This window comes from Sphingomonas sp. S2-65, assembly GCF_021513175.1.
Lineage (GTDB): Bacteria > Pseudomonadota > Alphaproteobacteria > Sphingomonadales > Sphingomonadaceae > Sphingomonas.
Genome location: NZ_CP090953.1, coordinates 3,333,255 through 3,346,780 on the forward strand (window position 1 = coordinate 3,333,255; position 13,526 = coordinate 3,346,780).

15 protein-coding genes and 1 tRNA gene are annotated in these 13,526 nt (G+C 65.9%); 6 read left to right on the forward strand and 10 right to left on the reverse strand.

Going from position 1 to position 13,526, the window contains the following annotated elements:
- Positions 1-41 precede the first annotated feature (41 nt).
- The 4 genes from LZ586_RS15685 (at position 42) to LZ586_RS15700 (ending at position 3,848) form a co-directional block, all read left to right on the forward strand.
- A complete protein-coding gene (locus tag LZ586_RS15685; protein WP_235077252.1) occupies positions 42-1,241 on the forward strand; it encodes a YncE family protein in 1,200 nt (399 codons plus the stop codon).
- Positions 1,242-1,383: 142 nt separating this feature from the next.
- Positions 1,384-2,295 (forward strand): SDR family NAD(P)-dependent oxidoreductase, encoded by a 912-nt coding sequence (locus tag LZ586_RS15690; RefSeq protein ID WP_261346013.1) that lies wholly within the window; start codon positions 1,384-1,386, stop codon positions 2,293-2,295.
- 171 nt (positions 2,296-2,466) lie between these two features.
- Entirely contained in the window at positions 2,467-2,889 is a 423-nt protein-coding gene (locus LZ586_RS15695) for a GFA family protein (RefSeq protein ID WP_261346014.1), read from the forward strand.
- A gap of 560 nt (positions 2,890-3,449) precedes the next feature.
- A complete protein-coding gene (locus LZ586_RS15700) occupies positions 3,450-3,848 on the forward strand; it encodes a hypothetical protein (protein WP_235077255.1) in 399 nt (132 codons plus the stop codon).
- A gap of 224 nt (positions 3,849-4,072) precedes the next feature.
- On the opposite strand, the gene LZ586_RS15705 is transcribed toward LZ586_RS15700, so the two are convergent.
- The 10 genes from LZ586_RS15705 to hisG form a co-directional block, all read right to left on the reverse strand.
- A tRNA-Phe gene (locus tag LZ586_RS15705) sits at positions 4,073-4,148 on the reverse strand.
- Positions 4,149-4,178: 30 nt separating this feature from the next.
- The gene (locus LZ586_RS15710; RefSeq protein ID WP_235077256.1) at positions 4,179-4,364 is read right to left on the reverse strand and encodes a DNA gyrase inhibitor YacG; all 186 of its coding nucleotides are present in this window, start codon (positions 4,362-4,364) and stop codon (positions 4,179-4,181) included.
- A gap of 3 nt (positions 4,365-4,367) precedes the next feature.
- On the reverse strand, positions 4,368-5,318 hold the full coding sequence (locus tag LZ586_RS15715; protein ID WP_235077257.1) for a ribonuclease: 951 nt from the start codon (positions 5,316-5,318) through the stop codon (positions 4,368-4,370).
- Positions 5,311-5,880, reverse strand: a complete 570-nt coding sequence (locus LZ586_RS15720) for a Maf family protein (protein WP_235077258.1) — start codon at positions 5,878-5,880, stop codon at positions 5,311-5,313. Before LZ586_RS15720 ends, LZ586_RS15715 begins: the two co-directional genes overlap by 8 nt.
- A gap of 10 nt (positions 5,881-5,890) precedes the next feature.
- Entirely contained in the window at positions 5,891-6,109 is a 219-nt protein-coding gene (infA, locus tag LZ586_RS15725; RefSeq protein WP_184085582.1) for a translation initiation factor IF-1, read from the reverse strand.
- Between the two features lie 170 nt (positions 6,110-6,279).
- Positions 6,280-8,460: a sodium-translocating pyrophosphatase gene (locus LZ586_RS15730; protein WP_235077259.1), complete on the reverse strand. Its 2,181-nt coding sequence runs from the start codon at positions 8,458-8,460 to the stop codon at positions 6,280-6,282.
- Positions 8,461-8,558: 98 nt separating this feature from the next.
- Positions 8,559-9,413, reverse strand: coding sequence for a thiamine-phosphate kinase (thiL, locus tag LZ586_RS15735; RefSeq protein ID WP_235077260.1), 855 nt, complete (start codon positions 9,411-9,413; stop codon positions 8,559-8,561).
- Between the two features lie 145 nt (positions 9,414-9,558).
- Entirely contained in the window at positions 9,559-10,020 is a 462-nt protein-coding gene (gene nusB, locus LZ586_RS15740) for a transcription antitermination factor NusB (protein WP_235077261.1), read from the reverse strand.
- Positions 10,021-10,070: 50 nt separating this feature from the next.
- Positions 10,071-11,357 carry a histidinol dehydrogenase gene (hisD, locus tag LZ586_RS15745; protein ID WP_235077262.1) on the reverse strand — a complete coding sequence of 429 codons (1,287 nt, stop codon included), beginning with the start codon at positions 11,355-11,357 and terminating at the stop codon, positions 10,071-10,073.
- Positions 11,354-12,004 carry an ATP phosphoribosyltransferase gene (hisG, locus tag LZ586_RS15750; RefSeq protein WP_235077263.1) on the reverse strand — a complete coding sequence of 217 codons (651 nt, stop codon included), beginning with the start codon at positions 12,002-12,004 and terminating at the stop codon, positions 11,354-11,356. The genes hisD and hisG overlap by 4 nt, the downstream gene beginning before the upstream one ends.
- Before the next feature lie 48 nt (positions 12,005-12,052).
- Between hisG and LZ586_RS15755 the strand changes: the two genes are divergently transcribed.
- Together LZ586_RS15755 and LZ586_RS15760 are read left to right on the forward strand one after the other, a co-directional pair.
- Positions 12,053-13,135 carry a DUF2332 domain-containing protein gene (locus LZ586_RS15755; RefSeq protein WP_235077264.1) on the forward strand — a complete coding sequence of 361 codons (1,083 nt, stop codon included), beginning with the start codon at positions 12,053-12,055 and terminating at the stop codon, positions 13,133-13,135.
- Positions 13,136-13,137: 2 nt separating this feature from the next.
- Positions 13,138-13,515 (forward strand): DUF6157 family protein, encoded by a 378-nt coding sequence (locus LZ586_RS15760; protein ID WP_235077265.1) that lies wholly within the window; start codon positions 13,138-13,140, stop codon positions 13,513-13,515.
- Positions 13,516-13,526: the final 11 nt, after the last annotated feature.

Sequence of the window (13,526 nt, forward strand, 5' to 3'; positions counted from 1 at the left end):
GGAGGAGTGGCAGCGCCCCGCCAGCCGATCGACGCAGGTGCTTGGCATGGCGCGAGATCGAAGCCGGGTCGAAGGGGCCGTTCGAACGCAGTTATCAATTGGATGATGATTGGGGAGCCGACCAAATGAAGATACAGTTTGCGGCAGTGTTGCTGCTGTGGATGTCCGCGATCATGCCGGCTGCCTCGGCTCAGGAAAATCAAGCAGCTCCTGCGTCCGATGCCACTCCGATCGACGTGGACGCCGTTCAGATTCCTTGGGCCAGACCTGACATACAAGTCAGCCACCGCGACAGGTTGTATGTCGCGTTGCTCGGGAGCGGTGGCTTCTGCGCGATCGACCCGGCTGCGAACGACATCCTTGGTTGCTCACCTAGCGGTGAGGGAGGTGCTGCCCCGCAATCCGCCGATCCGATCGAAGCGCACCTGACGGCCACCAGGAGGGGAGACCTGATCGCGACGTCGACAACCGACCTTCCGAAAGTGGCGATCACGGCAACGGCTACGAACAAGCTCATCGGGAATGTGCTCTTAGCGACGGTCCCTGCGAGCCTGGCGTTCACCCGGGATGGTAAAGAGCTGTGGGTGGCATTGCCTGAGGAGAATGCGGTAGCGGTCTTCGAGACTCGCACCTTTGCCGAGGTGGCGCGCGTCGCGGTCTCTGCAGGGCCTGCTGCGATCGTCATGTCGGTAGATGGGCGTCGCGCCTTTGTTTCGACATCTGATGGTCAGGGACTGGCGGCGATCGACGCCAGACGAAAGGTCGAGATCAGCCGCGCCGCGACGGCCGGAGGGCTGGTCAAGCGTCTTGCGTTGACGCCCAATGGCAAGTTCGTGTGGGCGTTCGACGAAGCGGGGCGGATCGAGGTGTTCGCCACGAAGCCTCCATTCAAGGTCAAGCGCTCCTTCTATGCCGCAGGGGGAGTGCGTTCACTGACGTTCGTGCATGTCGGGAACGATCCGTTCGCTTATATCTCCTCCACCGAGGAGCCGACGATCGGAGTCTTCGACGCCGACAGCTTCAGAAAAGTGGGCTCTGTTACGCTGGAGGCCGAAGCGGCCGGGGTATATCCCTCAGGCGACGGAACCATCGTCTACGCAAGCCTTCCATCCGCTCGGAAGTTGGTTCGACTTGATACCGGCCAGGTCGGTGTCGTGTCCGAGCTTGCACTGCCGGAGGGCCCGAGTGCGCTCATCTACGTTCCCTCCATTCACAAGCGGCGGGTAGCGGGCGCGCATTGATAGCGTCTCGGGCAGATGCGGCTTCTTAGTAGCCGCTGCCATACCGAAGTAGGGATAGCCGCGCCAACGTGAATGCATAGTTTTGAGACCAACGCACGGCGCTGCCTGTGCACCAATTCGCCGCTTTTCTACGGGGTTTGAGGTGCCTGCAGAGCCACTGGATGAGAGGTTGAGACCCTTGACTAAGACTTGGCTTGTAACTGGCAGCTCCAAGGGGCTCGGGCGTGCCATCGTGGAGAAGGCGCTGATCGAGGGGGACAAGGTGCTGGCTACGGCCCGCAACCTTCATACCCTCGACGATCTCGCCTCGGCGTTCCCGGACACCTTGAGCACATTTTCGCTCGACGTCACGAAGCCGGAACAGGCGGATGCGGCAGTCGACGCCGCACTCACTGCATTCGGCCGCTTGGATGTTCTGGTGAACAATGCGGGCTACGGCCTGATTGCCCCTTTCGAGCAGACCGACGCCGCGAGCTTCAGGGATCAGATCGAGACGAATCTCTTCGGCGTCGTCAATACGACCCGTGCGGCTCTTCCGATCATGCGTGCCCAGCGTGGCGGTCACATCATCAACATCTCATCAGTTGGCGGTCGTGCAGGAGCGCCGGGCCTCAGCGCGTATCAGGCAGCGAAGTGGGCGGTCAGCGGGTTCACCGAGTCGGTGTCCCAGGAGCTTGCACCGTTCGACGTCCGCATGATCTCCGTGGAGCCAGGCGGCATGCGGACGGACTGGGGTGCGACAGCCCAAGTGCAGACCTCCGAACTCCTGCCCGAGTATCTCCCCAGCGTCGGGGCCTTCCTCAATCTCATGACGAAGTTCGTCGGAAACGAGGTGGGCGACCCGTCGAAGATCGCGAAGGTGGTGTTCGACCTCACGCGCAAGGAGCACCTGCCCATGCATCTGGTTCTGGGCAGCGACGCGTTGCATGTTCTCGCAAACAGCGAAGCCGCACGTCAGAAGGCTGCGGAAGAGTGGGAAGACGTTAGCCGATCAACGGACTTCGATCACCGCGACATCTCCTATCTGAAAGGAAGTCGCTTTGATCAGACGTGATCTTGAACTTCGACAGGCACCGTAGGGTAACGACTGCCTCGGAAACTTCAGTGTGCCTCTGGCACTTGGATCATCGCCTTCTGTGGCTCGACACGCGCTCCTTGGCGATACCCTTCTCCGCTTGTCAGCCCGTCCTTCTGCCCCGAATATCGGATAAGAAGGAGCTGACGTATGGTCTATCATGGTCGTTGCCAATGCGGAGCGGTTCGGGCCGAGATCCGGGGCGAACCCGCGGCCGTGCGCGAATGCTGGTGTCGGCAGTGTCAGCAACTTGCTGCCGGCGGACCCACGCGAAATGCCATGTTCCGGACGGAAGACGTTGAACTGTCCGGCGAACTCTCGACGTTCGCCTATGTGGCGGCAAGCGGGAACACGCTCCTGCAGAGCTATTGTGGGGTTTGTGGAACGCCGGTGATGGCCCAGTCCTCCGCCCGTCCACAGTTCCGCACAATAAGGCTGGGCTTCCTCGACGTGCTTGGCTCGGTGCGACCTACGATGGCGATTTGGACGGAGGAAGCCCCCTATTGGGCGCTGATTGACCCAGATCTTGAGCAGCACACGCGGCAGCCACCGCCGCCGCCAGCAACCTCTTGAGGCTGGACTGAAGTCGAATTGGGGTGACTGCGGGCAAAGCTGGTCGAAACCAGCGGCGGTGGATCGTAGATCTGACTGCTTCGAGCATCAATGTGGAGGCGCGCTGGCTCTACGGCCCAGCCGCGCCCAGCACCGGCTGACGGAGCGACGCCCGACCTCTCGGCGGCAGCTCCGCAGTGCCGTGCTCGATGGGCGGACCGGTGGCGGTTTCAACGGGTTGTAAGGAGCGTGACAGGGTGCTCGCGACGGTGGACCAGCTGGTGCGAATCGCGTCGCTTCGCCCTGACTGGCGGTTCGGGCGCAAGGCCTGCGAGCCGCCGTATAAGCGGTAGCACCCGTTCATCCTCTCAGCTGCCGTATCGAGGCGGTCCGGCTGCGTGCCGGTGACCCTAAGCGACGTTCGCACCCTTCGAAGCTCCCCCATTCAGACGAAATGAACGCTTCTCGATCATGAGGAACCGATGAGTGGGATTCCGGCGAAGTCTCTGCACCGTGCCTGGGCTGGCATACGTGGCGATCGTTGTAGCACCAACGGGTGCTCGACAGGCTCCGCACGCATCGTGCTGCATCACGATCACCTTGCGAATTACGCCCGGGCGCTGTTGTTGAGGAGGTTGCGCGCTCAGGGTCGCGATGTGGAGCACAGTCGCCTTTGGCAGGTCAACGCAGCTGATCTGAAGGCAAGGAGCCTGATCCGCTTCGAGCCCAGATACATTTGCGAGAAGTGCAACAACGGCGATGGCCGCGGCAAGGACCCGAACTATCGCGGTCGCGTGAGCCGGATGTATCCCAAGAGCTTCTCCATGAACCCGCAGGAATTGCTGCAGGTGAGCCGCGGCAGTTGTTGGGACACGGCGGCTTCGAGGATATGGCGGAGCGCCCGGCACGAGCATCGGCGTCGGCGCCTGGCAATCAGCTGGTGGGTTCAGTCGATTATCGAAGCAGAGGCGACGTGCTGATGCCTGCTCATGCCTGATCAGGGGGGTGCATTAAAGCGCTTGGGCTTTTCCACTCGCGATTCTGTGTCAGGCGGGACGGCGAACCTTTCGCGCCACGTGCCGGCTGGATCGCGCGGCTGAGCAGCTCGCGAACTTGGTCGAACGCGACCGTAAGCCCTTAATGATGTCTGTGGCTTCGTTAGCGGGGCAAATGCTGCACCTTAGAGGGTGCGATTAAAGAGGCGTGGTGCCCGGGGACGGATTCGAACCGCCGACACTGCGATTTTCAGTCGCATGCTCTACCAACTGAGCTACCCGGGCAAGGTCCCGACGAGTGCGGGAGCGCGCCTCTTAGTCGCGCGAATCGTAGCTGTCCAGCCCAGTTTGCGACTCCGGATCCACCGGGTCTCCGGGCACTCGATACCCTTCGCGCAGCCATTGCAGCAGGTCGCGGTCGCGGCAGCCGCGGCTGCAAAAGGGCTGGTGTTCCTGGTCGGTCGGCTTGCCGCACAGTGGGCACCCATTACGCTTTGCCAATGCTCACTCCTTTGCGGACGTGAACGCCGCCGCACCACCGGTGCGCCGCGCCAGTTCCGCACTCCAGTCTGGGCGCTGCGCCAAGCGCCGGCCAATTCGCTGGGTTACCATATGGGTGGCCGGGGGCGGCGGGGGAAGCCGCTCGAGCCGGCGTAGTTCGGCGCGCGTTTCTGCCCCGATCGGATCGGCGCGCAGCAATTCGGGCAGTGAAGGGCGCCGCCGCCGCCGTACGATCTGGAGAAAGCCAAAACCGTTGACCGTGGTGCGTTCGAACGGCTGAGGAAGCGCGGCGTCGATCGCCTCCGCGATCGCCTGGCGCGCCTGCTTGCCCGCCAATGTGGGAAAGTCGATCCCGATTGAGCCGCCGATACAGTGCCGCTCGATCGCTCGCGCCACGGCATGCGCGGCCGCAACGGCCAGCGGCTCGAGCGGGGCGGGGCCATCCACGTCGAACAGCGTCATCGCGGGGGTGGGAGAAAGCCGCAGCGCCCCGCCGGGAAAGCGGATCTCCCCGTTCATTGCCTCGTCGAGTATCTCCGACCAGCCGGCTTCTTCGAGCGCATCGGCTTCATGCGCGCGCAGTTGCCGAACCGGAAGACCAGTGGCGTGCATCCGGGCGATCAGATCCGGCCCGAGCCCGACCGGCGCATCCGGGGGTGCCGGAACCGCCTTGGGCAGCTTGGGCCGGCCCGGCTCGGGGATCGCCTCCCGCACGATCCGCACCTTGAAGCGCGCCCCTTGAGTTACGCCCTTGGGCAGTGGGTCGCACAGCGCGTCCTCGCCGCCGTCCAGCGTCACCTTGCCGGTGCTGCGATCGACCAGCCGGGCCACTGCGACAGTGTCGACGCGCGGGCCGCTGCCCTCCAGTTCGATCCGCGCCTTCCAGATGCCGCCGCGCGAGACTAGGGCCGCGCGGACCTCGCCGATCCCCGCCTCGTATAGCCACTCAGCCAAGCGGGTAGCCGGCGCTTTCCAGCAGCGCGCGCGTCTCGAATACCGGCAGCCCGACGACGCCCGAATGACTACCCGAAAGGAAGCGTACGAACGCCTCGGCCTTGCCCTGAATGGCATAGCCGCCCGCCTTGCCCATTCCCTCGCCAGAGGCGACATACCAGTCGATCTCCGCCGGGGTCAGGCGTTTGAAGGCGACGACAGTATCGGAAATCCGGCTGCGCAGCTTGCCGTCGAGACCAATCACGGACACTGCCGACAGGCAGTGATGGCGCCGCCCGGACAACAGGGCGAGCATGCGGCGCAGATCGGCCTCGTCCTGTGGCTTGCCCAGAATACGGCGGCCGACGGCGATACTTGTGTCGCCGGCCAAGACGATCTCGTCTTCGGCGCGGGATACTGCCCGGCACTTGTCGGCGGCGATGCGCTGTACATAGGTGCGCGGCACCTCGGCGGGGCGTGGAATTTCGTCGACATCCGGGGCGGCAACACGGTCGGGCGCGGCGCCGATCCGCGTCAGCAGATCCAGGCGTCGCGGCGATGTCGAAGCCAATACCAGCCGCATCCCGCGGTCGTTACTTGAAGCGATAAGTAATGCGGCCTTTGGTCAGGTCGTAGGGAGTCAGTTCGACCAGCACTTCGTCGCCTACCAGCACGCGGATGCGGTTCTTGCGCATCTTGCCGGCAGTGTGGCCCAGAATCTCATGATCATTCTCAAGCCGCACGCGGAACATGGCGTTGGGCAGAAGCTCAACCACCTGGCCCCGCAATTCGAGAAGTTCTTCTTTGGCCAAAAATGCCTCGTTGAAGTGAGCGCCCGGAAATCGGCGGTGCCTTTACATGGACAAGCAGCGAAAGGAAAGCTGTGCACGCACGGCTTCCACGATCCGTATGGAGGTGGCCGAGCGACGAGTCCAGCGCGGCAAGAAATGGCCCCGGTGCCCGACACCGGGGCCGTATAGTCTCAGCCGACGGCCTGTCCCGCCAGCGCGGCGAGCAGCAGCAACGCGACGATGTTGGTGATCTTGATCATCGGGTTCACCGCCGGGCCGGCGGTGTCCTTGTACGGATCGCCCACCGTGTCGCCGGTCACCGCCGCCTTGTGGGCCTCCGATCCCTTGCCGCCGTGATTGCCGTCCTCGATATACTTCTTCGCATTGTCCCAGGCGCCGCCGCCCGAGGTCATCGAGATTGCGACGAACAGGCCCGAGACGATCACGCCGAGCAGCATCGCACCCAGTGCCGCGAAGCCTTCATTCTGCCCCGCCACCGCCGTCACGATGAAGTACACGGCGATCGGGCTCAGCACCGGCAGCAGCGACGGAATGATCATCTCCTTGATTGCCGCGCGTGTCACGATGTCGACGGTGCGCGCATAGTTGGGCCGGCTGGTGCCCGCCATGATCCCGGGATTGTCGCGGAACTGGGCGCGGACATCCTCGACGACATGCCCCGCCGCGCGGCCCACCGCAGTCATGCCGAACGCGCCGAACAAATAGGGGAGCAGCGCGCCGAGCAGCAACCCGACGATAACATACGGATTGCTGAGGGAAAAATCGACATTCGCGTTGGGGAAGAATTCGCGCAGGTCGGTGGTGTAGGCGCCGAACAGGACCAGTGCCGCGAGCGCGGCGGAGCCGATCGCATAACCCTTGGTAACCGCCTTGGTGGTGTTGCCCACTGCGTCGAGCGCGTCGGTGCGGTGGCGGACCTCGTCGTCCAGCCCCGCCATCTCGGCGATGCCGCCGGCATTGTCGGTGACGGGACCATAAGCGTCGAGCGCGACCACCATGCCCGCGACCGCGAGCAGCGAGGTGGCGGCGAACGCCACGCCGATGATCCCGGCGATCTGATAGGTCGCGACCACCGCCACCACGATCACCAGCGTCGGCAGCGCGGTCGATTCCAGGCTGATCGCCAGCCCCTGGATCACATTGGTGCCGTGCCCGGTGACACTGGCCTTGGCGATCGACTTCACCGGGCGGTAGTTGGTGCCGGTGTAATATTCGGTGATCCAGACCAGCAGGCCGGTGACCGCCAGCCCGATCAACATGCAATAGAACAGGTCCCAGCCGGTGAACTGCGGACCGCTTGCGAGCCCGAGATTGGCTTCGTCGGTGAGCGCCGTCGACGTGCCGTTCAGGAACCCGCTCGTATCCGGCGCACCGCCGATCAGCGCGTTCATGTCGCCCAGCGCGTAATGGGTGACCAGCCAGATTGCCGGCACCGACAGCAGCACGGTGGTCCAGAACCCCTTGTACAGCGCCCCCATGATCGACTGGCCCTTGCCCAGCCGCACCATGTAGGTGCCGATGATCGACGTCAGGATGCACACGCCGCCGACGATCAACGGCAGCGCCATCAGCGTGGTGAGCAATTCGGTATCGACTCCGCGGATGAGCAGCGCGATCGAGACCATGGTGAGCCCCAGCGTGACGACATAGGTCTCGAACAGGTCGGCGGCCATGCCCGCGCAGTCGCCGACATTGTCGCCGACATTGTCGGCGATCACCGCCGGGTTGCGTGGGTCGTCCTCAGGAATGCCGGCCTCGACCTTGCCGACCAGATCGGCGCCGACATCGGCAGCCTTGGTGAAGATGCCGCCGCCCAGCCGCGCGAAGATCGAGATCAGCGATGCGCCAAAGGCCAGCGCGGTAAGCGTGGCGACCACTTCGCGCGAGTTGGGCGCGTGCCCGGCGACTTCGACCAGATACCAGAACAGCACTGCGATCGAGAGCAGCCCCAGGCCCGCGACCAGCATGCCGGTCACCGCGCCCGACCGGAACGCCAGCGTCAGCCCGCCTTGCAGCGAGGTCCGTGCCGCTTCGGCGGTCCGCACATTGGCGCGCACCGAAATGTTCATGCCGATAAATCCGGTCACGCCCGAGAGGACCGCGCCGATTAGGAACCCCAACGTCGAGAGCCAGCCCAAGGTAAAGAACAGCACGACCGCGACGATCGCGCCGACGACGGCGATGGTGAGATATTGCCGGCCTAGATAGGCCTTGGCGCCTTCCTGGATGGCGGCGGCGATGTCCTGCATCCGCTCATTGCCCGCCGGGGCGCGCAGAACCTGTCCACTGGTCAGAAAGCCATAAGCCACGGCCACCAGGCCGCACGCAATGGCGAAATAGACTAACGTCATCAGCTAAGTCCTCCCTGAGACTTGGGCTCCGCGCCGGTCTTCGCCAGGCTGCGAAACGGACGGGGAGGGTAACACGGGAGCCGGCCAGCGCAACCCGCTCAGCCGTGCTGGTATCCGAGCGGTCCCTCGGGCGCCTTGCCGTCGAGCAGCAGCGGCGCGTCGCCGGGCGCCAGCATCGTCCCGATCCGGGTCGCCTGGACCGGAAGCTCCGCATCGACGGGTGCGGTGAACAGCAGCGCGTAATCGTCGCCCCAGCTTGCCGCCGCCGCCCAGTCGTCCGAGCCGAGACCGGCAGGGAAGGGGATCGCGTTCAGCTTGATCGACGCAGTGCACGCACTCGCCGTGGCCATCCGGCTGGCGTCGAGCAGCAGCCCGTCGGACACGTCCATCATCGCGTGGACGTGGGGCGCCAACGCGCGACCCTCGGCCAGCAAGGGCTGGGGGCGGAGATAAGCAGGACCGTCTCCGGCTCTGAAGCCAAGCATCGCCTCGCCGACCGTCCCGGCGACATACACTGCGTCGCCGACCCGCGCGCCGGTGCGCAGCGGCACCGGGGTGATGATCGCGCGTCCGATCGCGGTGCAGCCAAAGGTCGCCGGCCCGTGCGGGCGGATCGTGTCGCCGCCAAGCAAGGGCACGCCGAAATGCTCGAGCACCGCGCGAAGCCCACTGACGAACCGCTCGCTGTGCTCGATCAATGCCGCGCCGATCAGCACGCCCAGCGGCTCCGCGCCCTTGGAAGCGAGGTCGGACAGGTTCACCGCCACCAGCTTCCAGGCGATGTCGGCAGGGTCGGTGCCCGGCAGGTAATGCACCCCCTCGGCGATCGCGTCATAGGTCAGCACCAGCGTCTCGCCGCCGACCTCGAGCAGCGCGCAATCGTCGCGCAGCTCCTGCGCGCCGGGGTGCAGCGGGAGGGTGCGGAGAGCTGCGATGAAATCCGCCTCCAACATCAAATCCTCCCCGGAACGGGGAGGGGGACCACACGCAGCATGGTGGAGGGGGCGTGCCACAAAGGATGCGCTCGCGGCACGCCCCCTCCACCCCGCGACTGCGTCGCGCGGTCCCCCTCCCCGTGCCGGGGAGGATTGAAGGGGATCAACCCCGCACTTCCTTTGCCACCGCGTCGAGCAGCCCGTTGGCGAAGCCCTTTTCGCGCCGGTCGTAAAAGGCGTCGGTCACGTCGAGATATTCGTTGATCACCGCGCCCACCGGGATGTCCGCACGCGCGATCAATTCATATGTGCCCGCGCGGAGGATCTGCCGCATCGGCTTGTCCAGCCGCTCCAGCGACCAGTCGGCCGACAGCTTGGAAGCGATCACGCGGTCGATCTCGTTGCGCCGCGCTGTCACGCCCTGGACGATGTCGTCGAACAGGATGTTGTCCGCCTCGGCATATTCCTCGTCCTCGATGGTCGCGCCCAGCCGGTGCTGGTGGAATTCGTGGAGCAGCGACGGGATCGGCGTGCCCTCCATCTCATGCTGGTACAGCGCCTGCACGGCGGCAAGCCGCGCGGCGGCGCGGGCCTTGGAACGCGTGCGGGCCTTGGGACTGGGCATTGGAAAATCCTCTTGTCTCGGCCACGCCACAACGCGCGGGGCCGAGGATATTAGCGACCCAGGCGGATCGCAACCGAATGAGCGTGGGCGGGAAGCCCTTCGGCCTTGGCCAGGGCTACCGCGGCGGGTCCGATAGCAGCGAGTCCGGTTTCGTCCAATCCCAGGAAGCTGGTCCGCTTCATGAAGTCGAGCACCGACAGCCCCGACGCGAAGCGGGCGCGCCGACCGGTCGGCAGCACATGGTTCGGCCCGGCGACGTAATCGCCCACCGCCTCTGGCGTATGCCGCCCCAGGAACACCGATCCGGCATGCCGCACCAGCTCGAACAGCACGTCGGCCTCGTCGCAGGCAAGCTCGAGATGCTCGGGCGCCAGCCGGTCGACCAGCGGGATTGCCTCGACCAGGCTCGGCACCAGTATGATCGCCCCGTTCGCGTCCCAACTCGCGGCCGCGGTGTCGCGCGTCGCCAGCGTCTCGATCTGCGCGTCCACCGCGGCCGCGACCGCATCGGCAAAACTCGGATCGTCGGTGAACAGGATCGACTGGCTGGTCGGGTCATGCTCGGCCTGGCTGAGCAGGTCGGCGGCAATCCAGTCGGGATCGTTCTTGCTATCGGCGACCACGACGATTTCGGACGGGCCCGCCACCATGTCGATGCCGACCACGCCATATAGCTGGCGCTTGGCCTCGGCGACCCACGCATTGCCGGGGCCGGTGATCACGTCCACCGACGCGATCCGCTCGGTACCATACGCCAGCGCGGCGATCGCCTGCGCGCCACCAAGGCGCCACAGCTCGTCCACGCCGGCGATATGCGCGGCGGCGAGCACCAGCGGGTTCACGTCACCGTTCGGGGTCGGCGTCACCATCACCAGCCGCTTCACTCCCGCCGCTTTCGCGGGGATCGCGTTCATCAGCACCGAAGACGGATAGGCAGCACGTCCACCGGGCACATACACGCCCGCGGCATCCACCGGCCGCCAGCGGGCGCCCAGGCGGATGCCCTGCTCGACGCTCTCGCTGTTCCCGGGAACCTGCTTGATGTGGTAGGCGGCGATCCGCTCGGCGGCGAGTTCCAGCGCCTCGCGCAGTTCGTCGGTCAGCCCCTCATACGCCGCCAGGCATTCCGCCCGGTCGATCGTCCACCCCGAAGCGTCGAGGTCGAAGCGGTCGAACCGCTGGGTCAGTTCCTTGAGCGCCGCGTCGCCTTCGTCGCGCACCTTAGCCACAATCGCCGCGACATCGCGCGCGACGTCGGCATCGGCTTCGCGGCGGGCATTGACCAGTTCGGTGAAGGCGCCCGCGAAGTCAGCCGAAGTGGAATTGAGCCGGATCATGCCACAGCCCTCCGGAAGCCGTCGACCAGCGGCACGACCTCGGCCGCTCGGGTCTTGAACGCCGCGCGGTTCACCACGAGACGGCTGGTCACTTCGGCGATCACTTCCACTTCCACCAGTCCGTTTTCCTTCAGCGTGCGGCCCGACGACACCAGGTCGACGATGCGCGGCGCCAGGCCCAGCACCGGCGCGAGCTCCATCGCGCCGTTCAGCTTCACGCACTCGGCCTGAACGCCCCGCGCCTCGAAATGCGCCCGGGTGATGTGCGGGTATTTGGTGGCGATGCGCACATGGCTCCAGCCGCGCGGATCGTCGCGCTCGGCCATGTCAGCTGGCTCGGCCACCGACACCCGGCAGCGCCCGATACCCAGGTCGACCGGGGCGTAGAGCTCCGAATAGGCGAACTCGGCCAGCACGTCCGATCCGACGATCCCCAGCTGTGCGGCGCCATGCGCGACGAAGGTCGCCACGTCGAACGCGCGCACGCGGATCAGGTCGATCATGGGATTGTTGGTCGCGAAACGCAGCGCACGGCTGTTCTCGTCGCTGAACGCCGCTTCGGGGACGATCCCGACGGCAGCCAGCAGCGGCAACGCTTCTTCGAGAATCCGGCCCTTGGGCACGGCGAGGATCAAGGGTTCTTGCATGGGAGGCCGCGCTTTACTTGTGCCCTCGCCCGGGCGCAACAAGGTGGCATGGCGGACGAACATACCAATCGTGCCAGCTTCGGCATCCAGGCCGAGTATTGCACTGCAATGGCGGCGCCGATCACCGCCCGCGTCTCGCGCGTGCTGGGCACCGCACTCAGCCGCGACAGCCGGACCGGGCGCCGGGTACTCGATTGGCCGGGCGAGCCCGTTGCCGATGCGCTGGTGCTCCGGCTGGTCGGAGGTTTCCACGCGCTGCATCGCCGGGGCGTTGCGGCGCTGGCGCCGGTATTCACGGGTGCTGAGACAGGCGAGGCGCGCGTCGCCGCGATCCTGCAGCAGGTCGTGGCAGCGCATGACGGCGATCTGCTGCCCTGGCTCGATGGCCCGCCCCAGACCAACGAGGCCGGTCGCTCGGCGGGGCTGATGACGGGGATCCTCCACCTTGCCCGGCGATACGGGCCCAGGATCGAAGTGCTGGAGATCGGCTCCAGCGCCGGGCTCAACCTGCTGGTCGGCCGCTACCGCTTCGATCTCGGCGGCGTCACCTTCGGCCCCGAGGCCTCGCCCGTCGAGATCCGCCCGGAGTGGCGCGGACCGCCACCGCCGGATGCGCCGGTCGAGATCGTCTCGGCGCGCGGCGTCGACATTCAGCCGCTCGACCTCCTCACCGACCGCGACGCCGAACGGCTTCAGGCCTATTGCTGGGTCGACAATGCCGATCGTCAGGCGCGGCTGGAAAAGGCGATCGCGATGGTACGCGCCGAGGGCGTCGATCTGGCGCAGGGCGACGCCGCCGACTGGCTCGAGGCGCGGCTTGCCGAGCCGCAGGCGCCCGGCGTAACGCGCGTACTGATGCACTCGGTGGTGTGGCAGTATCTGCCGCAAGCGACCCAGCACCGCATCGCTGCCGGCATGCAGGCAGCCGGCGCCCGCGCCACGTCCGATCGCCCGGTCGGCTGGGTGATGATGGAGCCCAATCGCAACCTCCACCGGCAGGAGGTTCGCGTGCTCGGCTGGCCGGGTGACACGCCGATGCAGCTCGTCGCACTCACCCACGCGCACGGCGCCTGGGTCGAGGCATGCGCGCCGCCCTACGAGTCGCGTGCCTATGTCATGCGGGAGGATTGACGATGCACAGCACCAACTATCGCGACACGCTGATCACCGTGTCGTCCGACTGCCCGGTGTCGACGGGCATCGTTCCGGAAAAGCCGGGTAGCGTCGCTGCCGTCCAGCATGCGCTGCTCGCCGAGCCTTATACCCGGACCAGCGACGATCTGCTGCACGCCGCGCATCTGGCACGCGGCGGCGAGAAAAGCCGCGAGGCGTTTTTTGCCAAGCCCCAGGCCTGCCTTCGCGCTTCGCCGCTGGTGAAGCAGTTCGGCTGGGGTCTCCATCATGACGGCGAGGGCAGGGTGTCCCTGGTGGCGATGGAGAGTGCGAGCTACCAGCGGCTGCTCGACGATCCCGCTGTTCGCAAGACACCGGGCATGCGCAGCAAGCGCTGACGCTCTGCGAG